The 25,139-nt window shown below is 64.0% G+C and carries 20 protein-coding genes; 14 read left to right on the top strand and 6 right to left on the bottom strand.

Annotation, left to right across the window (positions count from 1 at the left end):
- Positions 1-3: 3 nt before the first annotated feature.
- Together ACODSZ_RS01370 and ACODSZ_RS01365 are read right to left on the bottom strand one after the other, a co-directional pair.
- Complete coding sequence (locus ACODSZ_RS01370; RefSeq protein WP_175344462.1) at positions 4-1,335, bottom strand: MFS transporter; 1,332 nt, start codon at positions 1,333-1,335, stop codon at positions 4-6.
- 247 nt (positions 1,336-1,582) lie between these two features.
- A complete protein-coding gene (locus ACODSZ_RS01365; RefSeq protein WP_488926874.1) occupies positions 1,583-2,788 on the bottom strand; it encodes a LysR family transcriptional regulator in 1,206 nt (401 codons plus the stop codon).
- Positions 2,789-2,919: 131 nt separating this feature from the next.
- Between ACODSZ_RS01365 and ACODSZ_RS01360 the strand changes: the two genes are divergently transcribed.
- The 4 genes from ACODSZ_RS01360 to ACODSZ_RS01345 all read left to right on the top strand — a co-directional run bounded on the left by ACODSZ_RS01360 (position 2,920) and on the right by ACODSZ_RS01345 (position 7,137).
- Positions 2,920-4,080 (top strand): 4-oxalomesaconate tautomerase, encoded by a 1,161-nt coding sequence (locus ACODSZ_RS01360; RefSeq protein WP_488926873.1) that lies wholly within the window; start codon positions 2,920-2,922, stop codon positions 4,078-4,080.
- Between the two features lie 5 nt (positions 4,081-4,085).
- Positions 4,086-5,129 (top strand): amidohydrolase family protein, encoded by a 1,044-nt coding sequence (locus tag ACODSZ_RS01355; RefSeq protein WP_488926872.1) that lies wholly within the window; start codon positions 4,086-4,088, stop codon positions 5,127-5,129.
- 11 nt (positions 5,130-5,140) lie between these two features.
- Positions 5,141-5,824, top strand: a complete 684-nt coding sequence (ligK, locus tag ACODSZ_RS01350; RefSeq protein ID WP_175344508.1) for a 4-carboxy-4-hydroxy-2-oxoadipate aldolase/oxaloacetate decarboxylase — start codon at positions 5,141-5,143, stop codon at positions 5,822-5,824.
- 191 nt (positions 5,825-6,015) lie between these two features.
- Positions 6,016-7,137, top strand: coding sequence for a porin (locus ACODSZ_RS01345; protein WP_175344465.1), 1,122 nt, complete (start codon positions 6,016-6,018; stop codon positions 7,135-7,137).
- Between the two features lie 12 nt (positions 7,138-7,149).
- Here the strand turns inward: ACODSZ_RS01345 and ACODSZ_RS01340 are convergent, their stop codons facing one another.
- Positions 7,150-7,761: a TetR/AcrR family transcriptional regulator gene (locus tag ACODSZ_RS01340; protein WP_175344466.1), complete on the bottom strand. Its 612-nt coding sequence runs from the start codon at positions 7,759-7,761 to the stop codon at positions 7,150-7,152.
- 144 nt (positions 7,762-7,905) lie between these two features.
- Between ACODSZ_RS01340 and ACODSZ_RS01335 the strand changes: the two genes are divergently transcribed.
- From ACODSZ_RS01335 to ACODSZ_RS01320, 4 genes are read left to right on the top strand one after another with little or no spacing between them, the layout of a single operon-like run.
- Positions 7,906-9,087, top strand: a complete 1,182-nt coding sequence (locus ACODSZ_RS01335; protein WP_008326772.1) for an efflux RND transporter periplasmic adaptor subunit — start codon at positions 7,906-7,908, stop codon at positions 9,085-9,087.
- 16 nt (positions 9,088-9,103) lie between these two features.
- Positions 9,104-12,253: an efflux RND transporter permease subunit gene (locus ACODSZ_RS01330; protein WP_488926871.1), complete on the top strand. Its 3,150-nt coding sequence runs from the start codon at positions 9,104-9,106 to the stop codon at positions 12,251-12,253.
- 1 nt (position 12,254) lies between these two features.
- Positions 12,255-13,757, top strand: a complete 1,503-nt coding sequence (adeC, locus tag ACODSZ_RS01325; protein ID WP_488926870.1) for an AdeC/AdeK/OprM family multidrug efflux complex outer membrane factor — start codon at positions 12,255-12,257, stop codon at positions 13,755-13,757.
- Positions 13,754-14,371 carry a TetR family transcriptional regulator gene (locus ACODSZ_RS01320; protein ID WP_008326775.1) on the top strand — a complete coding sequence of 206 codons (618 nt, stop codon included), beginning with the start codon at positions 13,754-13,756 and terminating at the stop codon, positions 14,369-14,371. Before adeC ends, ACODSZ_RS01320 begins: the two co-directional genes overlap by 4 nt.
- A 47-nt stretch (positions 14,372-14,418) precedes the next feature.
- Here the strand turns inward: ACODSZ_RS01320 and ACODSZ_RS01315 are convergent, their stop codons facing one another.
- The gene (locus tag ACODSZ_RS01315; protein WP_034350002.1) at positions 14,419-15,339 is read right to left on the bottom strand and encodes a LysR family transcriptional regulator; all 921 of its coding nucleotides are present in this window, start codon (positions 15,337-15,339) and stop codon (positions 14,419-14,421) included.
- Positions 15,340-15,479: 140 nt separating this feature from the next.
- Here ACODSZ_RS01315 and ACODSZ_RS01310 point away from each other — a divergent pair, with 140 nt between their 5' ends.
- The 4 genes from ACODSZ_RS01310 to ACODSZ_RS01295 are packed head-to-tail and all read left to right on the top strand — an operon-like array spanning position 15,480 to position 19,812.
- Positions 15,480-16,715, top strand: coding sequence for an MFS transporter (locus ACODSZ_RS01310; protein WP_175344468.1), 1,236 nt, complete (start codon positions 15,480-15,482; stop codon positions 16,713-16,715).
- A gap of 19 nt (positions 16,716-16,734) precedes the next feature.
- Entirely contained in the window at positions 16,735-18,255 is a 1,521-nt protein-coding gene (locus ACODSZ_RS01305; protein WP_488926869.1) for an amidase, read from the top strand.
- 51 nt (positions 18,256-18,306) lie between these two features.
- Entirely contained in the window at positions 18,307-18,657 is a 351-nt protein-coding gene (locus ACODSZ_RS01300) for a RidA family protein (RefSeq protein ID WP_008326782.1), read from the top strand.
- Positions 18,658-18,678: 21 nt separating this feature from the next.
- Positions 18,679-19,812: an NAD(P)/FAD-dependent oxidoreductase gene (locus ACODSZ_RS01295; protein WP_488926868.1), complete on the top strand. Its 1,134-nt coding sequence runs from the start codon at positions 18,679-18,681 to the stop codon at positions 19,810-19,812.
- Between the two features lie 15 nt (positions 19,813-19,827).
- On the opposite strand, the gene ACODSZ_RS01290 is transcribed toward ACODSZ_RS01295, so the two are convergent.
- Positions 19,828-21,426, bottom strand: a complete 1,599-nt coding sequence (locus ACODSZ_RS01290; RefSeq protein ID WP_488926867.1) for a sensor domain-containing diguanylate cyclase — start codon at positions 21,424-21,426, stop codon at positions 19,828-19,830.
- Positions 21,427-21,857: 431 nt separating this feature from the next.
- Between ACODSZ_RS01290 and ACODSZ_RS01285 the strand changes: the two genes are divergently transcribed.
- A complete protein-coding gene (locus ACODSZ_RS01285) occupies positions 21,858-23,579 on the top strand; it encodes a methyl-accepting chemotaxis protein (protein WP_488926866.1) in 1,722 nt (573 codons plus the stop codon).
- A 119-nt stretch (positions 23,580-23,698) separates the two neighbouring features.
- Here ACODSZ_RS01285 and ACODSZ_RS01280 read toward each other — a convergent pair whose 3' ends face one another.
- Positions 23,699-24,739, bottom strand: a complete 1,041-nt coding sequence (locus tag ACODSZ_RS01280) for a MerR family transcriptional regulator (protein ID WP_488926865.1) — start codon at positions 24,737-24,739, stop codon at positions 23,699-23,701.
- Positions 24,740-24,993: 254 nt separating this feature from the next.
- Here ACODSZ_RS01280 and ACODSZ_RS01275 point away from each other — a divergent pair, with 254 nt between their 5' ends.
- Positions 24,994-25,131: a hypothetical protein gene (locus ACODSZ_RS01275; RefSeq protein WP_175344474.1), complete on the top strand. Its 138-nt coding sequence runs from the start codon at positions 24,994-24,996 to the stop codon at positions 25,129-25,131.
- Positions 25,132-25,139 lie beyond the last annotated feature (8 nt).

Below are 25,139 nucleotides of genomic sequence, written 5' to 3'. Positions count from 1 at the left end.
TGATCAAACCGCAGCCGCCGGACGCTGCCCCATCTGGATGAAGACGATGATCAGCGCCGCCAGCGTAGCGGGGACAGCGAGAATGGCGATGACGGCACCAAAGCCCCAGCCCATCGACAGCAGCACGCCACCGGCAAAGGAACCCAGGATGCTGCCGAAGCGGCCCACCCCCAGCATCCACGATACGCCGGTGGCACGCACCACGGTCGGATAGCAGGAGGGGGCAAAGGCGTTCAGTCCGGTCTGCGCGCCGCTCATGCAGAAGCCGGCCAGCAGCACGTAGGCCGCAAACATGCCCGACTGCACACTGCCGCAAGCCAGCAGCAGGATGAAGACGGCACCCGCGATGTAGGCCGCGGCGATGGCACGACTGGGCGACCAGCGGTCCATCAGGAAGCCTACCACCAGCGCGCCGACGGTGCCGCCCAGCTGGAACAGGGCGGTAATGCTGGCGGCCTTTTCGATGGGCAGGCCGGCATCCTTGATCAGCGTGGGCAGCCAGCCGGAGAGCAGGTAAATCACCAAGAGGCCCATGAAGTAGGTGCCCCACAGCGACAGCGTGGTCTTGCGATAACTGTCCGAGAGCAGTACCTTGGCCGGCTGGCCACCCTTGACCGGCGGTTCACTGACGCTGAATGTCTGGTCGGCGGCGAAGCTGCCACCGCACACGCGCGCCAGGGTGCGGGCAATGCGCTGGGCAGGATAGTGGCGTACCACCATGAAACGGGCCGACTCGGGGACCAGCCACAGGTAGAAGGGCAGGCAGCACAGCGGAATGGCACCGCCTACCATCAGCACGCTGCGCCAGCCGTGCTCTGGCAGCAGGGCGGCGGCCAGGAAGCCGATCAGGCCGGAACCCAGATTGAAGCCGGTGAACATGATGGCCAGCAGGGTGCTGCGCGAGCGCTCGGGGACGTATTCCGAGAGCAGGGTGGTGGCATTGGGCATGGCTGCACCGAGGCCCAGGCCGGTCAGTAAGCGCAGGGCGGAGAGCGTGACCACGTCGTGCGCGAAGGCACAAGCCAGGCTGCACACGCCGAACCAGGCCACCGCCGTCATCAGCAGCTTCTTGCGGCCATAACGGTCCGACAGCGGACCGACCAGCAATGCGCCAATGGCCAGGCCGATCGGCGCGGCACTCATGACCACGCCGAAGGCGGCGCGCGAGATGCCCCACTCCTTGGTGATGGCCGGTGCCAGGAAGCCCATGATGGCCACGTCCATACCGTCGGTGGCCACGATGAGGAAGCACAGGATCAGCAGCAGCCATTGATAGCCGGACATCTTGCGTCCGTTGATGTGCGAACGCACGTCCAGCGATTGTGCTGTATTCATTAAGTCTCCGTGATGGTGTCGATTTGTCGGGATCTGCCGGCTTGTATGCACGCGGCTTGGGGATTGCCCGTCAAGGTGCGATCAGGGCTCCTTGACTTGCCGCAAAGTGTAAGACGGGGATCAATGGCGAGCATTGCTTTCGGCTACCTGAGCGTTGCCATTTGCTAATCACGGTGGATTTCAAGAAGATCCGCGAAGCGCGCCCGCAGCGCCCTCCGGTGAGCCCCATGCCGCCTTCCGGCGTGCTTCAGTCCATGCCGGTGGCGACCGCTTCGATGGCTTCCTGCAGGGCGCTTGCGCCCGGAGACAGATGCGCTCCCTTGCGCTGCATGAGTCCGATGCGACGTTCCATGCCACGCATGGCGAAGGGCAGGGTGGTGAGCTGGCCGGTGGCGATTTCGTGTTGCAGCTGATGGGCCGAGATCACGGTGAGCATCTCGCTGCCCACCAGCAGTCCACGCAGCAGCGCCAGGTCGCCGGTCTCCACCGCCGGGCGGGGAGCTGGCCAGTGACTGTCGCGGAAGAATTGCTCGATGGAATCGCGCAGCGGCGTCCCGGCCCGCGAGAGCACCCAGGGATAGCCGTCGAGATCGCGCAGGGACAGTTTCTTGCGGCTGGCCAGCGGGTGACCCGCGCGTGCAATCAGCGCGGCACTGTCAGCCACCAGCGGGCGCATGTCGAAGGTGTCACTGGAAAAGGCGCGCAGGGCGCCGACGATGAAATCGATACGCCCGCTCATGAGACCGGCCGCCAGCTCTTCATAGGGGCTTTCCAGCGAACGGATCTGCAGGCGCGGATGCCTGGCCAGCACGCGCGTCATTGCCTGGGGCAGCAGCTGCGAGCGCGCCAGCGGCAGGGCACCGACGGTCACTGTCCCTTGCACCACGCCATCGAGTGCGGCGATATCTTCCGGGATATGGCGCAGTTCGGCCAGGGCGCGACCAAAGCGCTCGGTCCAGCGACGCCCGGCATCGGTGGGCAGCATGCCGTGCGCGGTGCGGAAGAACAGCGCCTGTCCCAGGATACCCTCCAGCATCGACAGCGCCTGACTGACCGCCGAGGGGGAGACTTCCATCAGGCGCGCCACGCTGGGCATGTGATGCGTCTCGGCCAGCAGTGCGGCTGCCTGCAGGCGCCGCTCGTTGAACAAGGCATCGAGGCTGCCCACCGGCTTGCCGTTGCGGTCGCGCAGGCGCAGTGCATCATCGCGCACCTCGCGCAATTCGGCTTCGATGCGCTCCACCCTCAGCCGAACAGCCTCGCCGGCAGCGGTGGGCAGCATGCCACGCCCCTTGCGCTCGAACAGTTGTGTGGCCAGGCTGTGCTCCAGTGCTGCCACCGAGCGTGCTACCGCAGAGGAGGCGCGCAGCAGCGTGTCGGAGGAACGGCGTACGCCGCCGGTGGTGGCGACGACATTGAAGACGTGCAGGTGACGCAGGTTGAGCAGGGTCATGACGGGTCGTTTCAGGTCGGTTGAATTCTGAGCGCGATTAGAAAATTAGAACAGAGGAAGGGCCACAACGCAACCAAGCCGGGAGGGCGCTCACGCATACTCGGCGCCATTGTCATCAACGGTAAAGAACCTTGTCCGACCTCGACCTTCACTGCCCTGGCGAGCCTGAGGCATCCGACCTCCTGGCCATCCCCTGCACCCTGATGCGGGGCGGCACGTCGCGCGGCCCCTTCTTCGTGGCCGATGATCTGCCGCAGGACAGCGCTGCGCGGGATCGCGTGCTGCTGGCCGCACTGGGCTCGCCCGACCGGCGCCAGATCGACGGTCTGGGCGGCGCGCATCCGCTGACCAGCAAGGCCGGTATCGTCAGTCGCAGTCGCGTCACCGGCGTGGATCTGGATTTCTTGTTTGCACAGTTGCAGCCCGAGTCGGACCGGGTCGATACCACGCCCAATTGCGGCAACATGCTGGCTGCGGTGCTGCCCTTTGCCATCGAACGCGGACTCATTGCCGCCGGTCCCGAGACCACTACTGCCCGCATCCTCACGTTCAACACCGGCATGCAGTGCGACGTCACCGTCCAGACACCGGGTGGCCGCCTGCGTTACCGGGGCGATACCCGCATCGATGGCGTGCCGGGAACGGCAGCGCCGGTGCGCATCAATTTCCTTGATACCGCCGGTTCGGTGTGCCCGACGATGCTGCCCACCGGCCGCGTACTGGATCGCGTGCGCTATGCAGTGCCCGGCGGCGAGCAGCGCGAAATCGTTGCCACGCTCATCGATAACGGCATGCCCATGGTACTGGTGCGCGCGGCTGATTTCGGCCTGGCCGGTGATGAAGGTGTGGCCGTCCTCAACGCTGACGAGGTCCTCAAGCAAAGGCTCGAAGCGCTGCGCCTGGCCTGCGGTCCGCTCATGGGCCTGGGCGACGTGACCGACCGGAACTATCCCAAGATGTGCCTGCTGTCGCCGCCGACGGCAGGCGGCACGGTCTCGACCCGCTGCTTCATTCCGCACGTCTGCCATGAAGCCATCGGGGTACTGGCGGCCGTTACCGTCGCCACGGCCTGCGTGCTGGAAGCGTCGGTTGCGCAAGGCCTGGTCGCCACCGGCAGCGGCTTGCAACGTACCGTCTCGGTGGAGCATCCCAGCGGCGAATTCAGCGTCGAGCTGGAGCTCGATCCGCACGACCAGCAACAGATCCTGCGTGCCGCGCTGCTGCGCACGGCGCGTCCCATCCTGCGCGGGGAAGTGCTGATTCCCGCCGAACTCCTGACAGAACATCCCTGAACCCCATGCGAGACTCTCTCATCATCGACTGCCATGGCCACTACACCACGGCCCCCAAAGCGCTGGAAGACTGGCGCAACCGGCAGATCGCCAACCTGAATACGCCCGAACTCGGTCCCAAGGTGGCCGAGCTCAAGATCAGCGATGACGAACTGCGCGAGTCCATCCAAAACAACCAGCTGCGTCTGATGCGCGAACGCGGGGCGGATCTGACCATCTTCTCGCCGCGCGCCTCCTTCATGGCGCATCACATCGGCGATCTCAACACCAGCCAGACCTGGGCGGGCATCTGCAATGAACTGTGCCATCGGGTGGCGCAACTGTTCCCGGATCACTTCATCGGCGCGGCCATGCTGCCGCAGTCGCCGGGGGCCGATATCCGCACCTCGATTGCGGAGATGGAAAAGTGCGTGCGGGAATATGGTTTCGTCGGCATCAATCTCAATCCCGATCCCTCGGGCGGGCACTGGACTGCGCCGCCGCTGTCGGACCGCTCCTGGTATCCGCTCTACGAGAAGATGGTGGAGCTGGAGGTGCCGGCCATGATCCACGTGAGCACCAGCTGCAATGCCTGCTTCCACACCACCGGCGCGCATTACCTCAATGCCGATACCACCGCCTTCATGCAGTGCCTGAGCTCGGACCTGTTCAAGGATTTTCCGACGCTGAAGTTCCTGATCCCGCACGGTGGCGGTGCTGTGCCGTATCACTGGGGGCGCTTCCGTGGCCTGGCACAGGAGATGAAAAAGCCGCTGCTCGAAGAGCATCTGCTCAACAACATCTTCTTCGATACCTGCGTGTATCACCAGCCGGGCATCGACCTGCTCACGCGCGTGATCCCGGTGCAGAACGTGCTGTTCGCCTCCGAGATGATCGGCGCGGTGCGTGGCATCGATCCTCAGACCGGCCACTACTACGACGACACCAAACGCTACATCGAGGCCGCCGCACTGAGCCCCGAAGAGCGCCACCAGATCTACGAAGGCAATGCCCGTCGCGTCTATCCGCGCCTGGATGCCGCCCTCAATGCGAAAGGACTGAGCCAATGAGCACCCCCCTGATCAACCAGCTTGGCGTGGTCAAGCGCCATATCGAACGGGCCGAGGCGGGCGCCGTGCAGCAGCTTGGCCAGTTCGGCGTGGCCACCGTGCATGAGGCCCAGGGTCGTACCGGCCTGTTGAAGCCCTACCTGCGTCCCGTCTATCCCGGCACCACCATCGCGGGCACGGCCGTGACGGTGCTGCTGCACCCCGGCGACAACTGGATGATGCACGTGGTGGCCGAGCAGATCCGACCTGGCGATATCGTGGTGGCGGCCATCACGGCCGAGTGCACCGATGGCTATTTCGGCGATCTGCTGGCCACCAGCTTCATGGCGCGCGGTGCGCGGGCACTCATCATCGATGCCGGTGTGCGCGACGTGAAGGTATTGAAGGAAATGGGCTTTCCGGTGTGGAGCCGGGCCATCAGTGCCAAGGGCACCATCAAGGCCACGTTGGGATCGGTCAACGTACCGGTGATCTGCGCCGGGGCGCTGGTCAATCCGGGCGACGTGATCGTGGCCGATGACGATGGTGTGGTGGTCGTGCCCGCTGCCGACGCCACGCGCGTGGCCGGGGTGGCGCAGCAGCGCGAAGCCCTGGAAGGCGAGAAGCGTGCCCAACTGGCCGCCGGCGTACTGGGGTTGGACATGTACAAGATGCGCTTGCCGCTGGAAGCTGCCGGCCTGAAATACATCGACTGATCTTGTTTGACCCGCAGGCTGAACCTGGCAAGGAGCAGCGAGGGGAAGAACAGAGCGCCCACGCAGAAGAGGCGCACACCGATCTGAACTGACATGCGAGCTATCCGGCAGCGCGCCCTTGATGCACGCCATCGACATTGACAAGAACACTGGATCAACCAGACCGATTTACCCACAGGAGGAGATTCCTTATGCAGTTGCAACATCCCATCCGTCTCATCCCGGCAGCCCTGCTGCTGGCTGCTGCCCCCGCTGCCTTCGCGCAGAGTTCCGTCACCATCTATGGCGTAGTGGATGTTTATACGGCCTACCAGAAGAGCACCGTCGGCGGCAAGGACACCTCGCTCTGGGCCATGGGCAACAATGGACAGATGACCAGCCGTCTCGGCTTCAAGGGCGTCGAGGATCTGGGCGGCGGCTATCGCGCCAGCTTCAATCTGGAAACCGGTTTCGATCCTAGTACCGGCGGCCTGCAGAACAGCTACCGCTACTTTGACCGCCAGTCCTGGGTCGGCCTCGGCGGCGGCTTCGGCGAAGTGCGCGTGGGGCGGCAGAACAGCGTCATGTTCCTCTACTCGGGCAATATGGATGCGTTCGGTGCGGCCACTTATGGCTCGGCCTACAACAACTTCGCCAACTGGCTGGCGCGGGTGGACAACGACATCAGCTACATCTCGCCCAAGTTTGCCAATACCACGCTGGAGCTGCATTACTCGGTCGGCGAGCGCGCCGGCAGCACCGCCGGCAATGCGGTCTACCAGATCGGCATGCAGACCCAGCAGGGGCCGCTCTACGTGGCCAGCGCCTATCTCAACGCCAACAACGCCACCAACACCAACAGCGTGAAACAGTTCATGCTGGGCGGCAATGTTGAGTACGGCAGCGGCAAGGTCTACCTGGCCTTCTTCCGCACCAATGAAGTGATCTCGGCCACCACCGGCAATGTCTTCACCAATCCGGCTGGCAAGTACGATCCGACCGGTGCCGTGGTCGGCAATACGGCGGGCGACTATCACAACACCTACAGCCTCTCGGCCGACTACCGCATCAATGCGCAGACCACCGTCGGTGCAGGCGGCGGCTACGTCAAGGACAGTTCGCGCTACAACAACAACGCGCGCCAGTTCAGCCTGATCGTGAACTACGACCTCTCCAAACGCACGCGGCTGTATGCGGTGGCCTCACGCCTGATCAACCAGAATACCGCCGCCTATCGCATGACCGGTGCCAGCTTCACGGCCAGCCAGGCCTTGAGCCCGGATGCCGGTGCCAGCGAGACCGGCGTGCAATTCGGGATCCGGCATACCTTCTGAGGACCGTCGTTCTCAGTCCGAAGGCATGGCGTAGGCCGCGAGGAAGGTCTCTACCGCGCGGCCTACCATGCGCTTCATGCGCGGCCGCGAGATACTGGTTTCCAGTCCCAGCATCATCGGCTTGACCGTCTCGCAATCGAGCAGGGCGCACAACTGCTGGGTCGCCAGCATGGGGTCGGCCGGTCGCAGGCGACCGGCTGCCATCTGCTTCTTCAGGAAGGCGGCGATACGCTCCATCCCCATCTTCGGTCCCTCTTCGTGGAAGCGTCGGCCGATGTCACTGCGGCCGGCTTCGGCCACGATCATGCGGTGCGTCTGCAAGGTGCTCTCCTGGCACAGGAAACTCACCGCCTTCTCGCCAAAGACCTGCAAGGTCTTCGCCAGATCGTCCACCTCCTGGTCCAGTGCGGCCAGGGCAGGCTCCATCTGCTTCTTGGCCTCGCCGTGGGTCACCGCCACGAACAGCTCCTCCTTCGACTTGAAGTAGCCATACAGCGTGGCCTTTGAGCCACCGATGCGGGCCGAGATCTCGGCCATGGACGCACCCTCGAAACCCATCTCCTTGAAGACGTCGGCCGCCACGGCCAGGATGGCCTCGCGCCGGGCAGGGGTCTTGACTCTCATTGCTGGTCTCCGTGATTTCTTTACAAGTGTCTTTTTCGTACAGATGTGTTCAGTATTGCTTGACCGGGAAAGAACTGTCAATTAATAATACTGTACAGTTCGGTATCGTTATAAAAATCTTCCTTCTTTTCCGGAGAGTCCTTCATGCGCACCCCACCCCTACTACGGCCCGTCGCTGCACTGGCCATCCTCAGTGTTCTCAGTGCCTGCGGCAAGCCGCCGGGCGGGCCGCCACCGGCAGCGGGCACGCCCGTACTGGGGGTGATGACGGTGCATGCGCAACCGGTGGAACTGCACACGGAACTGCCGGGGCGGACCTCGCCCTACCAGATCGCCGACGTACGGCCGCAGGTCAACGGCATCATCAAGACCCGCAGCTTCCGTGAGGGCAGTGACGTCAAGGCGGGCCAGGTGCTGTACCAGATCAATCCGGCCAGCTATCAGGCCGCCTATGACAGCAGCGTGGCGGCGCTGGCCAAGGCCGAGGCGAGCGTGAAGACGGCGCGCCTGAAGGCCAGCCGCTACAAGGAGCTGGTGGCCATCAGGGCGGTCAGCCAGCAGGATTACGATGACGCCGTCGCTTCGCTCGGCGAAGCCGAGGCCGATGTGGGTTCGGCCCGCGCCAACGTGCAGACCAGCCGCATCAACCTCGATTACGCCAGAGTCGACGCGCCCATCTCCGGGCGCATCGGCAAGTCCAGCGTGACCCCGGGTGCGCTGGTGACTGCCAACCAGACCACGGCGCTGACCACCATCCAGCAACTCGATCCGATCTACGTCGACGTCACCCAGTCCAGTACCACCTGGCTCAACCTGAAGGAAGCGCTGGCCAATGGCCAGCTGCAGAAGTCGGGCAATGGCGCCAAGGTCAGGCTGGTGCTGGAGAATGGCCGCACCTATGCGCAGGAGGGGACGTTGCAGTTCTCGGACGTGACGGTCAACCAGGACACGGGGGCCATCACCCTGCGCGCGGTGTTCCCCAATCCGAAGACCGATCTGCTGCCGGGCATGTATGTGCGCGCCGTACTGGAGGAGGGGGTGCGCCAGCAGGGCCTGCTGGTGCCGCAGCAGGCAGTCAGTCGCGATGGTGCCGGCAAGCCGGTGGCCTTCGTGGTCAATGCAGCGGGCGTGGTGGAACAGCGCGCACTGGTGACCGATCGCGCCATCGGCAGCCAGTGGCTGGTCAGCAGCGGTCTCAAGGAAGGCGACCAGCTGGTGGTCGATGGCCTGCAGCGCGCCACCCCGGGGGCCAAGGTGAACGTGGTGCCGTGGTCGCCCAAGGCCACGGTGGCCACGGCCAGCGGCACCGGCACCCACACCAACTGAAAGGCGGGAACAGATCATGGCTCGCTTCTTCATTGACCGCCCCATCTTCGCCTGGGTCCTCGCCATCATCGTCATGCTGGCCGGCGCCATTTCGGTGCTGACCCTGCCGATTGCGCAGTACCCGGCCATCGCGCCACCGGCCATCGCCATCACTGCCAACTATCCGGGGGCGTCGGCCAAGACGCTGGAAGATACCGTGACCCAGATCATCGAGCAGAAGATGAAGGGGCTGGATCGTCTCAGCTACATGGCCTCCACCAGTGAATCGTCCGGCACGGTGACCATTACGCTGACCTTCGAGAACGGTACCAATCCGGATACGGCCCAGGTGCAGGTACAGAACAAGCTCTCGCTGGCCACGCCCCTGCTGCCCTCGGAAGTCCAGCAGCAGGGCATCACGGTGACCAAGTCGGCCACCAACTTCCTCAACGTGCTGGCCTTTACCTCGGAAGATGGCAGCATGAGCGGCTCGGACCTGTCGGACTACGTCGCGGCCAACATTCAGGATCCGATCAGTCGGGTCGAAGGGGTGGGCGATACCACGCTCTTCGGTTCGCAATATGCCATGCGCATCTGGCTCGATCCCGACAAGCTCAACAGCTACAGCCTGACGCCGCTGGACGTGAAGAACGCCATCCAGGCGCAGAACGTACAGGTGTCTTCCGGTCAGCTGGGCGGCTTGCCGGCGGCCGAGAACCAGCAGATCAACGCCACCATCACGGCCCAGACCCGCCTGCGCACGGCCGAGCAGTTCCGCAACATCGTGCTGCGCACGCTTACCGGCGGGGCCCAGGTCAAGCTGGCCGACGTGGCCCGCATCGAACTGGGCAGCGAAAGCTACACCTCGGTGGGTCGCTACAACGGCAAGCCCGCCGCCGGCCTGGCCATCAAGCTGGCCACCGGCGCCAATGCGCTCGATACCGTCAAGGCCATCGATGCGCGCGTGGCCCAGCTGGAGAAATTCTTCCCCGCCGGGATGAAGGTGCAGAAGCCCTATGACACCACGCCCTTCGTGCGCATCTCCATCGAGGAAGTGGTGCGCACCCTGATCGAGGCGGTGGTGCTGGTGTTCCTGGTGATGTACCTGTTCCTGCAGAACTTCCGCGCCACGCTGATCCCGACCATCGCCGTGCCGGTGGTGTTGCTGGGAACCTTCGGCGTGCTGGCCGTGTTCGGCTTCACCATCAATACCCTGACCATGTTTGCCATGGTGCTGGCCATCGGTCTGCTGGTGGACGATGCCATCGTGGTGGTGGAGAACGTCGAACGGGTGATGTCCGAGGAGGGCTTGCCGCCCAAGGAGGCCACCCGCAAGTCCATGGGCCAGATCAGTGGTGCCCTGGTCGGGGTGGCGCTGGTGCTGGCGGCGGTGTTCGTGCCGATGGCCTTCTTCAGCGGTTCCACCGGGGTGATCTATCGCCAGTTCTCCATCACCATCGTCTCGGCCATGACGCTGTCGGTACTGGTGGCGCTGGTGTTGACGCCGGCCCTGTGCGCCACGCTGCTCAAGCCTGCGGCCAAGGGGCATGCGCTGGCGAGCACCGGTTTCTTCGGCTGGTTCAACCGTCAGTTCGATCGCGGCAACCTGCGCTACCAGGGCATCGTGCGCCACATGCTGGGTCGTGGCTGGCGCTACATGGCGGCCTATGCGGTGCTGCTGGCACTGGTGGTGACCGGCTTCATGAAGTTGCCGGTGGGCTTCCTCCCGGATGAAGACCAGGGCACGCTGTTTGCGATCGTGCAGTTGCCCTCCGGCGCCACCAAGGCGCGTACCGACGAAGTGATCCGGCAGGTCGAGCATCATTTCCTGGTAGACCAGAAGGATGCGGTATCGGGCATCTTTGCCGTCTCCGGATTCAGCTTCGCCGGTAGCGGGCAGAACATGGGCTTTGCCTTCATCAAGCTCAAGCCCTGGGATGAGCGCAAGGGCCCGGGGCTCTCTGTGACCGACGTGGCAGCCAAGGCCGGTGCCGCCTTCGCCCGCATCCGCGATGCCCGCGTGTTTGCCTTCGCCCCGCCGGCGGTGTCCGAGCTGGGCAATGCCACCGGTTTCGACCTGATGTTGAAGGATGAAGCCAACCTCGGCCATGCTGCCCTGATGCAGGCCCGCAACCAGTTGCTCGGCATCCTGTCGCAGGACAAGCGTCTGGTGGCGGTGCGCCCCAACGGGCTGGAAGATACGCCGGAATTCCGCCTCCATGTCGACACCGACAAGGCCGGTGCGTTGGGGGTGTCCATGTCCGACATCAATGACACCATCGCCACCGCCTGGGGCAGCAGCTACGTCAATGACTTCATCGACAAGGGCCGCGTGAAGAAGGTGATGCTGCAGGCCGATGCGCAATACCGCATGCTGCCCTCGGACCTGGACCGCTGGTATGTGCGCAACAGCGCCGGCACCATGGTTCCGTTCAGTGCCTTCTCCACGGCCAGCTGGGCCTCCGGCTCGCCGCGCCTGGAACGCTACAACGGCGTGCCGTCCATGGAGATCCTCGGCATGGCCCTGCCGGGCGCGGCCTCCAGCGGTCAGGCCATGGCCATCGTGGAAGCGGCCCTGGCCAAGATGCCGCCCGGCATCGGCTATGAATGGACCGGACTGTCCTTGCAGGAAAAGGCTTCCAGCGGCAAGACCGGCATCCTCTACTCGATCTCGATCCTGATCGTGTTCCTGGCGCTGGCGGCGCTCTACGAGAGCTGGGCGGTGCCGTTCTCGGTGATCATGGTGGTGCCGCTGGGCGTGTTTGGCGCATTGCTGGGCGCGATCCTGACCTGGAAGATGAATGACGTCTATTTCCAGGTAGGTCTCCTGACCACCATCGGCCTGGCCTGCAAGAACGCCATCCTGATCGTGGAGTTCGCCAAGGATCTCTACGAGCACGGCAAGAGCCTGGTGGAAGCCACCATGGAAGCGGTGCGCATGCGTCTGCGTCCTATCCTCATGACCTCGCTGGCCTTCATCCTCGGCGTGCTGCCGCTGGTACTGGGCAGTGGTGCCGGCGCCGGTGCCCAGCATGCGCTGGGGACGGCGGTGATCGGCGGCATGCTCTCGGGCACGGTGCTGGCGATCTTCTTCGTGCCGCTGTTCTTCGTGATCATCATGAAGCTGTTCGCCCGCAAGCCGTCTTCCGCGCCGCAAGGCCAACCCGCGATTTCTCCGGAGCACTGACATGAATTCCTTTCCGACCACCCGCGCCGCGCAACGCCCCCGTCTCCTGATGACGCCGCTGCTGCTGGCCACGCTGCTGGGCGGCTGCACCCTGATGCCGGACTACCAGCGTCCCGCCGCGCCCGTCGCCAGCCGCTTTGCGGGCGACCACAGTGCAGCGCCCGCCGGCACCACGCCGGCGCCGGCCGTTTCTGATATCGGCTGGCGTGATGTTTTCACCGATCCGACATTGCAGGAAGTGATAAGTCTGAGTCTGGCCAACAATCGTGACCTGCGCGTGGCCGTGCTCAACATCGAAAAGGCGCGCGCCCAGTATGGCGTGGAGCGTGCCGCACTGTTCCCGACCATCAACGCCGCCACCAGCGAATCGGCCAGCCGCACGCCGGCCGACCTGTCGACCACCGGCCGCGCGCTGACCTCACGCAGCTATACCGCCACGCTGGGCTTTAGCGCCTATGAACTGGACCTGTTCGGACGCGTGCGCAGCCTCAAGGAACAGGCGCTGCAATCCTTCCTCTCCACCGCCGAAGCCAGGCGCAGTACCCAGATCAGCCTGATCGCCGAAGTGGCCACGGCCTGGCTGACCCTGGCCTCCGACCAGGATCGCCTGCGCCTGGCCAGGGACACGCTGGCCAGCCAGAGCAGCAGTTATGCGCTCACGCAGCGCAGCTTCGAGCTGGGCTCGGCCTCGGCACTGACCTTGCGCCAGGCGCAGACCAGCGTGGAAAGTGCGCGTGTGGATGTGGAGAGCTACACCGCCCAGGTCGATCAGGACCGCAATGCCCTGGTGCTGCTGGTGGGCAAAGACCTGCCGGACCGATTGTTGCCGCAGGGCCTGCCGGATACCGCCCTGGCCGCCGCCAGTCCGCTGGCGAGCATTCCGCCCGGGCTGCCCTCGGAACTGCTGCAGCGCCGCGCCGACATTGTCGAGGCCGAGCGCTCCCTGCGCGCGGCCAACGCCAATATCGGCGCGGCGCGTGCGGCCTTCTATCCCAGCATCAGCCTGACTGCCGATGCGGGAACGGCCAGCGCGCGGCTGGCCGGCTTGTTCAAGGGCGGCTCGGGTTCGTGGAGTTTCGTGCCGCAGATTTCCTTGCCGATCTTCGATGGCGGCGCCAATCAGGCCAATCTGGATATCGCCACCATCAGCCGCGACATCAGCGTGGCCCAGTACGAGAAGGCCATCCAGACCGCCTTCCAGGAAGTCTCGGACGCGCTGGCCCAGCGCAATACCCTGGGCCGCCAGCTCAAGGCCCAGGAGGATCTGGTGGAAGCCAGTGACGCCTCGTATCACCTCTCGCAGGCACGCTTGAACAGTGGTGTGGATAGCTACCTGGACGTGCTCGATTCGCAGCGCACGTTGTATTCGGCACAGAAGACCCTGATCGGTACGCGTCTGTCGCGCTGGACCAACCTGGTGACCTTCTATAAGGCGCTGGGCGGCGGCTGGGTGGAACGCACCGGCACCCCCGTGGCGAGCGATCCGGCCACCGCCGCGCCATGAGCCCGCGCGCCGACAAGACCCGCGCCATCCTGCTCGACGCGGCACTGGCTGCCTTTGCCCGGCGCGGGGTGCGCGCCACCACGCTGGAGCACGTGGCCGCCAGCGCCGCCTTTACGCGCGGGGCCGTGTACTGGCACTTTCCGGACAAGGTGGCGCTGGTCAAGGCGGTCTTCGATGAACTGGTCTGGCCGTTCGACATCGGTCCCGAACTGGCGGTCTATCGCCAGAGCGAGCAGCCGCTGATGTTGTTGCGCGAAGTACTGTGGTTCAAGCTGCTCGATTTCCTGCGCAATGTGCGCCAGCGTCGGCGCATGGAGGTGGTGCTGCGCTATCGCGGCACGCCCGAGCTGCCCGAGGAACTGGGCGAGCGCATCGAGTCACTGAGCCTGCGCGCCTTGCAGCATCTCACCGCCGTTCTCAATATCGCCTATGAGCGTGGCCAGTTGCGGCGCGGGCTGACCCCTATCGACGTGGCACGTTGCCTGGTGGCGGCCTGCATGGGCGTCATCGCCGAGCACATGGAAGATCCGCAGGCGCGCCTGGAACATTCCTTTCACCTGGCACCGCTGCTGGTCCTGCAAGGTGCCGGCGCGCTGCTGGAGGAAGACGCCTAGGGGCTGCTGACATTGAATCGCTCCCGCAGATTGAATGTGAACAGGCCCTAATGCCGTGCGCTGGCGCGCGCAATCAGGGTGTTGAGGAAGGCGCGGGCGGCATCGGGCAGGGTGCGTCCGGCCAGGGACTGGATTTCCAGCTGCAGGGTATTCATGTCCTTGTCGCGGATGGGCAGGGCCGCCAGCTGCCCTTCACGTACCAGCCTGCGGATCGGCAGCGCGGCCGAGAAACCGATGCCCTGGCCGGCCATCACGAAGCACAGCAGGGCGCTGATGGAGTCGGCCGCCAGCGTCGGTTCCAGCAGGACGTTACGGCGGCTGCAGCAGGCATCGATCAGGCGTCGCATGGTGATGTTCTTCTGCGGCATGGCCAGCGGGTAGGGCGCCAGCTCCGACAGGCTGACCTGCCTGCGATGGGCCAGGGCATGGTCCGGTCGCATCACTGCCATGATGGGGGCGCGCTGGGCGAACTCCACCTTGATGTCCGGATCCGGTGCCATCGTGAAGGTCAGGCCCAGGTCCACTGCTCCTTCGCGGATCTGCTGCGCCACATGGACTGCGTTGCCCACCGACAGCTGGAAACGGATGCCCTTGTGCTGAGCGCAGAACTGTTCGATGGCCACCGGGACGAATTCCAACGCGAAGCCTTCGGTGGTGGCCAGTTTCACTTCCCCGCGCCGCAAGCCTTTCAGGGCGGCCAGTTCATTGCCGATGCGCTCGGCTTCCAGTTGCTGGCGCAGCGCATGCGCGGCCAGCAATTCTCCTGCGGCATTGGGCCGCATGCCGCGCGAGACGCGCTCGAACAGCGGGGTGTCGAGCTCGGCTTCGAGGCGGGCAATCTGGCGGCTGATGGCCGAGGAGGCTACGTTGAGGGTATGGGCCGCTTCGGTAATGGAGCCGCGCCGCACGACTTCAAGGAAGTAGCGTACGGCGGTCTCCTGCAAGATGCGGGTAGGGATATGGGACATGCAGCGATTGTAAGAACGGTTTGCCGATTCGGCAATCACTAATTCGAAAACTTGTACTTGTGGCAAACCATGCGCGGGCTTAGGATTGGCTCACCGATCGGCGGCAAGCTTGCCCGCCATCGCGTTGCGAGGGAGGCTTCATGGATGCTGCAAGGGCTGCAATGACGAAGGCGCAGGGCGAGGGACGCTACCGATACCTGGTGCTGGTGTTGCTTTATCTGGGTTGGTGCGTGTCCTATATCGACCGCGCTGCCATCACTTTCGCGGCGACCCAGATCGCCGGTGAATTCCAGCTCAAGCCCTCGGAGCTGGGCATCCTGCTCTCCAGTTTCTTCCTCGGTTATTCGTTGCTGCAACTGCCCGGCGGCTGGCTGGCCGATCGTTACGGTTCGCGGCCCGTGATCGTCGTTTCCATCCTGTTGTGGTCGGTCTTCACCGGTATCACCGGCATGGCCTGGTCGATCACCAGCCTGGTGGTGATCCGCTTCATCTTCGGCCTGGGCGAGGGCGCGTTTCCGGCGGCCAGCGTCAAGGGCGTGGCCGAACATTTCAGCCGGGCCGAACGGCCCAAGATGTCTTCGCTGCTGATGTCGTCCAACTACATCGGCAGCATGCTGGCACCGCTGCTGATTGCCCCGCTGATCCTGCATTTCGGCTGGCGTCCGGTGTTCCATACCATCGGCATCGTCGGGCTGGTGTTCGCGCTGGTGTACTGGTTCTGTGTGCGGCCGGTGCTGCCCGGCAAGGATGGCCCCAAGGCCATCAACAAGGAGGCTTTTACGGCCCTGCTCAAGATGCCGTTGATGTGGAAGATCGTGGGTGTGTGGTTTGGCCTGTCCATCATCAACAAGGGACTCGACAGCTGGATGCCGACCTATCTGATGACCGTACGCGGGCTGAACCTGAAGGCGGTGGGTTTGTTGTTGCCGCTGCCCTATGTCATGGCCGGGCTGTCTACCGCCATTGGCGGCTGGGTCATGGTGCGCTTCTTCGATGGTCGCGAAAAGCTGCTGCTGATCGGCTCCTCCCTGCTCACGGCCATCTTCGTCTACTGCATGTACACTGCCCGCAGCGTGGAAGGTGTCATTGCCTGGCAATGCCTGGCGTATTTCTTCAAGTCCTTCGTACTGGCCACCTGCATCGCGCTGCCGACCAAGCTGCTGCAGGCCCAACTGGTCGGTAGCGGCGTGGGCATGGTCAACCTGGGCGGACAACTGGCGGGCTTCATTTCGCCGCTGGTGATCGGCTTCCTGGTCAGCGCCTTTGCCAACTACGATTACGCCTTCAGCTTCCTGATCGGCGCGGCCTTGTTCTCGGTGCTGGTCAGCCTGTTCATCCGCACCAGCAAGAGCACCGAGCAGATACAGCCGGCCTGATCCCACTTCAAGGAAATTCATGTCTGACATCCTCGTCGAAAAAAGTGCCGTCGAACTGCGCCAGCTGATCGGCAGCAAGCAAGTCTCTCCGGTCGAATTGCTGGACGCCTGCATCGCCCGCATCGAAGACCTCAATCCCCATATCAATGCCGTGACCGCCACCTGCTTCGAGCGCGCCCGCCAGGAGGCGCGCGCGGCCGAGCAGGCCGTGATGGACGGTCGCCCGCTGGGCCTGCTGCACGGGCTGCCCATCGGCATCAAGGATCTGGAAGAGACAGAAGGTCTGCTCACCACCTACGGTTCGCCCATCTATCGCAGCAATGTCCCCGCGCGCGACAACGCGCTGGTAGCCCGCCTGCGTGCCGCCGGTGCCATCGTGGCCGGCAAGACCAACGTGCCGGAGATGGGGGCGGGCGCCAACAGCCGCAATACGGTGTGGGGCGCCACCGGCAATCCCTTCAATCCGTTGCTCAATGCCGGCGGTTCTTCCGGTGGTTCGGCCGCAGCGCTGGCGGCGGATCTGCTGCCACTGTGCTCCGGTTCGGATACCGGCGGCTCGCTGCGCATTCCGGCGGCCAAGTGCGGCGTGGTCGGTTTTCGCCCGTCGCCGGGGCTGGTGCCGAGCCAACGCAAGCTGCTGGGCTGGACACCGATCTCGGTGGTCGGTCCCATGGGCCGCGATGTGGCCGACACCGTGCTGCAATTGCGCGCCACGCTGGGGCTGCATGCCAGCGATCCCTTGAGCTATGCGGTCGATGAAGGGGCCTTCGCAGCGCTGCCACCGGTGGACCTTTCACGCTTGCGCATCGGCTATACCGAGGACTTCGGCGTGTGCGCAGTAGACGATGGCATCCGCCAGGTCTTCCGCCAGAAGATGGCCGCCATCGGGCGTTTCGTGCAGGTCTGCGAACCGGTCGAGGTCGACATGGGCGAGGCCCATCGCGCCTTCGACGTGATCCGTGCCGAAGCCTTCGTGGCCGGTTTCGAGGCCGCCTATCGGCGCGACCCTGCCTCGTTGGGCCCCAATACCCGCGCCAATTACGAAATGGGGGCGGCCATGAGCCTGTCCGACTGTGCCTGGGCGCAGAGTGAGCAGACCCGCCTGTTCCGCCGCTTCCAGCAGCTTTATGCGCGCTATGACCTGATCCTCTCGCCGACCACGCCGGTCTCGCCCTTCCCCTGGAGCGAGCTGTACCTCAAGGAGGTCAACGGCGTGGCGCTGGAGAATTACTATCGCTGGCTGGCCCTGACCTATGTGGTCACGCTGGCGACCAATCCTTCGATCTCGCTGCCGTGCGGACGCGATCATCGCGGCATGCCCTTCGGCCTGCAGGTGACCGGTGCCTTCCGCGACGATGCCCGCCTGCTGGCCTGGGCGGGAGCACTGGAGGCGGCGTTTGCGGGCGAGGAGACATTGCGCCGGCCACGTCCCGATCTGCACAAGCTCAAGACCGTCCACGCACCGTTGAACTCCATCGTCACCCATCCGCCTGTCCTGGATGGCGGGGCGACGGCGGTGGCGGCACAGTCTGCGGTATAAAACATTTATATAATTTTTAGAATTTATATCATTCCATTTCTTCGAGATTCCATGAGCACGATACAACGCTTCAACACCAATGCCCGCATGAGCCAACTGGTGCTGGCCAACAATTTCGCCTTCGTCGCCGGACAGGTACCCGACCACGCGGGTGCGCCCATCGCGCAGCAGGCCAGCGAAGTGCTGGCCAAGGTCGATGCACAGTTGCAGGCGCAGGGCATTGCGCGCGAGCGTATCGTCAGCGCCAATGTCTGGCTCTCCAGCCCGGAGCACTTCGCCGCCTTCAATGCGGTGTGGGACGCCTGGGTGCCGGCCGGTCACGCGCCCACGCGCGCCTGCGTGCAGGCCTTGCTGATGGCGCCGGGACTGGATGTGGAAGTGGCCGTCATTGCCGCGCTTTGAAGCTGCCTCAGGAGCATGTCCATGAATGAGCACGGCCGCGTCGACTATCTCATCATCGGCGCCGGCATTGCCGGTGCTTCCATTGCCTACTGGCTGGCGCGTCACGGCAGCGTATTGCTGGTGGAGCGCGAATCGCAGCCGGGCTATCACAGTACCGGCCGTTCAGCCGCGCTCTACATGGAAAGCTACGGCCCGCCCCAGGTGCGGGCACTGACCTGTGCCAGCCGCGCCTTCTTCGATCATCCGCCCGAAGGCTTTGCCGAACACGCGCTGCTCACGCCGCGCGGCGCCTTGTTCTACGCTACTGCTGCCTTGCGGGAACAGCTCGATGCCCATGAGGCGCTGGTACGTTCGGTCTCCGACAAGGTTCAGCGCCTCGATGCGGACCAGACCCGTGCCATGGTGCCGGTCTTGCGTGAGACCGACCTGATCGGATCGGTCTATGAGGAAGACGCCAGCGACATCGACGTGCATGCCCTGCACCAGGGTTTCCTGCGCGGTGCGCGGGCCGCGGGTACGCGCGTGCTGTGCAATGCCGAGGTGTTGTCGCTGCAGCATGTGCCGGCTGAGGGCCACTGGCACGTGCACACCAGTCAGGGAGAGTTCAACGCCGGCGTCATTGTCAATGCTGCCGGTGCCTGGGCCGACGAGATCGGCGCTCTGGCCGGGGCGGCGCCCATCGGGCTGGTACCCAAGCGACGCTCGGCCTTCACCTTTGCCGCACCGCCAGACAGTGCGCACTGGCCCATGTTCATGCCGGTTGATGAATCCTTCTACATCAAGCCGGATGCCGGCCTGTTGCTGGGTTCGCCGGCCAATGCCGATGCGGTCGCAGCGCACGACGTGCAGGCCGAGGAGCTGGACATCGCCATCGCCATCGACCATATCCAGAACGGCACGACGCTGGAAATCCGCCGTCCGGCCCATGTCTGGGCCGGCCTGCGATCCTTCGTCGCCGATGGCAGTTTCGTCGGCGGCTACGATGCGCAACTGCCCGCCTTCTTCTGGGCGGCGGGGCAGGGTGGTTACGGCATCCAGTCCTCACCGGCCGCCGGCGAAGCCTATGCCGCCCTGGTCAGGGGCGAACCCGTGCCAGCGCATATCGCCCGCTTCGGTGTGGAGGCGGCAGCATTGAGTCCGGCGCGCCTGCGCTGAGCACGCGGCAGCCGATCAGGTCGTGCCATCGCGGGTGGCTGATGCGTCCTGTTGCTTGCCCAGTACCACCGGTCGCGGCAACTGGCAGTCCTCGACCCGGTCACGGCCGTTTTCCTTGGCGCGGTACAAGGCCCGGTCCGCGGCCTTGAAGATGTCCCCGATCTGCATGTCCGCACGCGCTACGCAGCTCATGACGCCGGCGCTGATGGTGACCACGCCGCCGGCATTGCCTTGGTGCGGGATCTTCAGGGCGCGCACCGCATCGAGGACCTTCTGTGCGATCCGGTGTGCGGCAGCCAGGTCCGTGTCGGGCAGCAGCAGGGCGAATTCCTCGCCCCCGTAGCGCGCTGCCAGGTCGCCGTGGCGACGCAGCACGGCGCGCAGGGTGCGGGCGATGTCCTGCAGGCAGTAGTCGCCCTGGATGTGACCGTACAGGTCGTTGTACTTCTTGAAGTAATCCACGTCGAACATCACCAGCGACAGCGCGCTCTTGCTGCGACTGGCATTGTGCATGACCTGCTGCAGCTGTTCGTCCAGGTAGCGGCGGTTGGGGATGCCGGTCATGCCATCGAGCATGGCCTGGGCCCGCAGGTTTTCGGTGAGCAGCTTCAGGGAAAGATTCTTCTTTTCGATTTCTTCCTCGGCCAGGTCACGCATGCGCACCACCCGCAGCAGATAGACCGTCAGCAGACTCACCAGCAGCACCGCCGAGATCACCACCAGCAGGTGGGCGCGTTGCGCCTCGCGCCAGTCGGCCAGCATGTCGTCATGGGACAGCGCAGCCGTGACGAACAGCGGATAGTCCGGCACACGCGTGAAGTAGTTCAGCCGCACCACGTCATCCTGGGCCGACCGGATCATGGCCCAGCCGGAGCGCCGCTGCTGCGCATTGTCGCGGTAGAGCGGCAGATCGGCCATGCTCTTGCCGAGAAACTGGGGGCCGTAGGGACGGCGCAGCAGCATGGTGCCTGTCGTGGTGGCCAGCACCAGCGAACCCTGCCTGCCGATATCGACCTCATTGAAGAGACCGATGAAATGATCCAGGCTGACCCCGACCCGGACCAGGCCGGCAGGATGGCCGTCGCGTTGGCGCAGGCGGGTCAGCGGAATGATCCAGCGTCCGGTCACGCTGCTGATGACGGGCGTACCGATCTGCAGCTCCGTGGGCTTGCCTTGGAGGTCCTTGCGCAGGGTTGAAGGAGTCGATAGCGGCTCCATGCCCGGCACCACCTCCACGGCTTGCAGGGCCGGCCAGCGTTGCAGTGTGTGTCCCTGTTCATCAATGACCAGCACACTGTCCATCTCCGGAAACAGCCGGCTCTGGCGCGCCAGCAAGTCTTGGATCAGGCGCTGCAGCTCGACGGCGGGCAGCTGGGGCTGGTGCTCCAGCGCCATGATCTCCTGGATCAGCAGGTCGGCAGCGCGAAAGCTCAGGTTGACCTGGATCGACAGTCCGGTGGCGATATTGAGGGTGGCAGTCTCGCCGCTTTTGAAAGCCGCTTCCCGGCTGCTCAGGCTGCCATTGAGCAGGGCATAGCCGAACAGCGCCGTGCCAAGGATGGCCAGCACCAGCGAGATGATCCTGACCTTGTTGTTGAGACGTCTGAGGGGCATGGCAGGACTCCGGGCTGACTTCTGCTGAGTCAAGGCTGTCTTGAAACAAATTTATCAAATTTAACATTTGTATTTTAATGCAAATTGTTTTTGGTTTATTTTATTGCAATAGTTTTCCTCCCCTTAAACACGTGAAGCTTGATGTGGATTAAGTCGTGCCTTGCCTGTGGGAATCTGTTCAATTGCGCTGAAATCACAATTGTTTCCGCCTGGAATGGCATTTTCCGGCAGGCAATGCTCACTGTTCTTCACGAGCGCGTGAATGACTCGGCAACTGTGGCGCTGAAATGCGACGAAACGCATGAAGTAAAAGATCTTTTTACCGAATACGTTAAATAAATCGTTTATATTGCTTTCAATCAGCTGACAGCGGTCGGTTGGGCGAGGTGTTGCCTGGGCTTGCTCAGGTTCAAAAATGAAAAGGGGATCGTATGAAAATGTCGGATATCAAGATCAGTGTCCGGTTGGGCGTCTGTTTCGCCGCACTCATTGCCGTGATGTGCGTGATCGGCGTGGTGGCGGTCAAGAATCTGTGGACGGTGAGTGCCATCACCGATGAAATCGTCAATGACCGCTACGCCAAGGTGGTGCTGGTCAACCAGATCAACGACAGGGTCAATTCAGCCGCACGGGCGTTGCGCAATGCGATCATCGCCCCCGATCAGGCCGCTACGAACAACTATGTGGAGCGCTCGCTGAACAATACGCGCGAGATCAACGAACAGATGGCCGATCTGGAAAAGCGCCTTGCTACCCCTCAGGGCAAGCAATTGTTCGCCAAGGTCAAGGAGGTGCGTGGTGAATATGCCAAGCCGCGCGACAAGCTGGTCGAGTTGCTGCGCCAGCAGAAGAAGGTCGAAGCGGGAGAAGTTCTCTTCCGCGAAGTGATACCTGCACAGGACAAATACTTTGAGGTCCTCAAGGAACTGGTCGCCTTCCAGGTGGCGCTCATGGATCAGAGCGTGGCCCAAGGGGATGATGCTTCCGCCAACGCGGTCAACACCGTGATCGTGCTCTCTGTCGCAGCCATTCTGCTGTCGGTGCTGTGTGCCTTGCTCATTACCCGTTCCATCACCCGTCCGCTCAATGAGGCGGTAGGCGTGGCCACGGCGGTGGCGGCGGGCGACCTGACGGTGCGCATCGAGGCCACTTCCAAGGACGAGACTGGCACCCTGCTGGCGGCCCTCAAGGCCATGAACGACAACCTGCACCGCATCGTCACCGAAGTACGCCAGGGCAGCGATACCATCAACACCGCCTCCAGCGAGATTGCCACCGGCAACCTGGACCTGTCCGCGCGCACCGAGCAGCAGGCCGGCGCGCTGGAAGAAACGGCCTCGGCCATGGAGGAACTGACCTCCACCGTCAAGCAGAACGCCGACAATGCTCGCCAGGCCAACAGCCTGGCCGAGACCGCCTCCCAGGTGGCGATCCAGGGCGGCAGCGTGGTCGGTGAAGTGGTGCAGACCATGGGGCAGATCAACGATGCGTCGAGGAAGATCGTCGACATCATCAGCGTCATTGACGGCATCGCTTTCCAGACCAATATCCTGGCCTTGAATGCCGCCGTGGAAGCGGCGCGGGCCGGCGAGCAGGGGCGCGGCTTTGCGGTGGTGGCCTCGGAGGTGCGGACCCTGGCTCAGCGCAGCGCAGCGGCGGCCAAGGAAATCAAGACCCTCATCGACGCCTCGGTGGAGCGTGTGGAAAACGGCAGTCGCCTGGTCGAGCAGGCGGGCAGCACCATGGATGAAGTGGTGGCCAGCGTCAAGCGCGTCACCGATGTGGTGGCCGAGATCACTGCTGCCAGCGGCGAGCAGAGCGACGGCATCGAACAGATCAATCAGGCCATCGTGCAAATGGATGAGGTGACCCAGCAGAATGCCGCGCTGGTGGAGCAGGCCGCTGCCGCCGCGCAATCGCTGCAGGAGCAGTCGGGCCGCCTGGTGGAGACGGTCGGGGTCTTCAAGCTGGGTGGTCATGATGTACGGCGCCCGGCCGCCGTCAGTGCCCAGCGTACGGTGGATGTGACCGCACGTACAGCGACGCTGCCGCGCCAGCCGGCACCCAAGGCAAGTGCCCCCGCCAAGGCCTTGCCGGCGGCACAGCCTGGCCTCAAGCCGGCCGCCGCAGAAGGGGACTGGGAACAGTTCTGAGGTGGCGGACGGCCTGGCTGGTCAGGCCATGCAGCAGTCAGCGCGTCCAGAGGGCGCGCTGTTTTTTTTCGGCCAGGCGTAATGAATCACGGCCGCAATGCGGGCCGTCATCGCGTGCTCTATTGCTCCGGAATGTTCTTGGGAGTGCGTGCCTGGGCCAGTGAAATCCCCTTGAAGCGCGCCAGCTTCTGCAGTGCATCTTCCAGCGGCAGGCGGGCGCGTCCGGCGGCGATGCGCAATTCGCGGTGCAGGTCGGCTTCTGCGACGGAGTCATCTTCGCACTGGCGGCTGTAGCGCTCGAAACCGACCAGTGCCGTCAACAGTTCGGCCAGATGACGCGGACATTCGCACTGCATGCGATCGGATTGCTCCGACACCGAGGCCAGGGTGCTCTCGCTGAAGCGCGGCGCCGGCAGCAGGTCGTCGTCGCCGGGGGGATGAGCGGCCATCGGCTCCATGCGCCGGATCATCTCGCAAAGCCATTCCACATCGATCCCCTCTACCGTCTTGCGCACGACCCGATGCCCGGCCTCGGTCAGGCGCGCCACCATGTCCGGGGCCCCGAAGCGATAGAGGATCAGCACCGGTACCTGGATGAAGGAACGGCGCAGGCTCTCCAGGCGCAGATCGAGATCGCTATCCAGGACTGTGCTCTCCAGCAGCAGCAGGTCGCCGTCGAAATGTTTGAGGTCCAGTTCGTCGAGGGTCTCGACTGCGGCAGTGACGCTCAGTTGCCGTTGCGCCAGCGCCTGTCCCACCGCCTTGGTGGCAATCCAGGGACCGACCAGCGCCAGGCGCATCGGCAGGCTGGCCCGGCGCTCGAGGGGGGCGGCGACTTCGCCAGGCAGGCCCAGCGCCAGGGCCTGCAAGTCCTGCGGGGACAGCGCGGCCAGCTTGCCGATGCGATGCCCGGCATCCACCAGGGTCTTGATCCAGACGAGGCGTTGCAGGTCTTCCTGTGAATACAGGCGCTGGCCGCCGCCGCTGTGCTGCGATGAGCTGATGCCGTATCGATGTTCCCAGGCGCGCAGCGTCTCGACCGACATGCCCAGCTGGCGCGCCACCGCACCAGGACGCAGCAGCGGCAGATCGGAAAGCTCGGCCGGTTCCGAAGAGGCCGTGACCGCCGGAAGAGGGGATGAGTTTTGTATTTTCGACATTGTCCTATGTCCTATGAAAATTTTTTTGTAAATGTACGGATATATTTTCCGTATATCTGTTCAGAGTCGTTGCAATGAAAATTCGTTGCATCGTTATTCAGAAATATTGCCGTTTGTTTTAATGATTTTTGGCAGTATGTCACGCTTTCTCGGAAGTGTGAAATGTCTTGCATCAAACAAGATCTGGCGCATTCCGTGCAGGCGTGCGCCGGGCGTCATCAGAGAACCTTGCAGTCCCTCCGGAAAGAACCATCATGAAATTATCGGACCTGAAAATCGGTACTCGCCTCCATATCGGCTTCGGACTGGTTTCGGCCATCCAGCCGAGCCTGGCCCTGCGCCCCGCCGTGCGCCAGTGCCGTGAAGACATGAGCAAGCTGGTCACCTTCTGATCAGGGCC

It is taken from the genome of Herbaspirillum sp. FG34, assembly GCF_057809315.1.
This window is presented reverse-complemented; position numbering and strand designations above follow the sequence as displayed.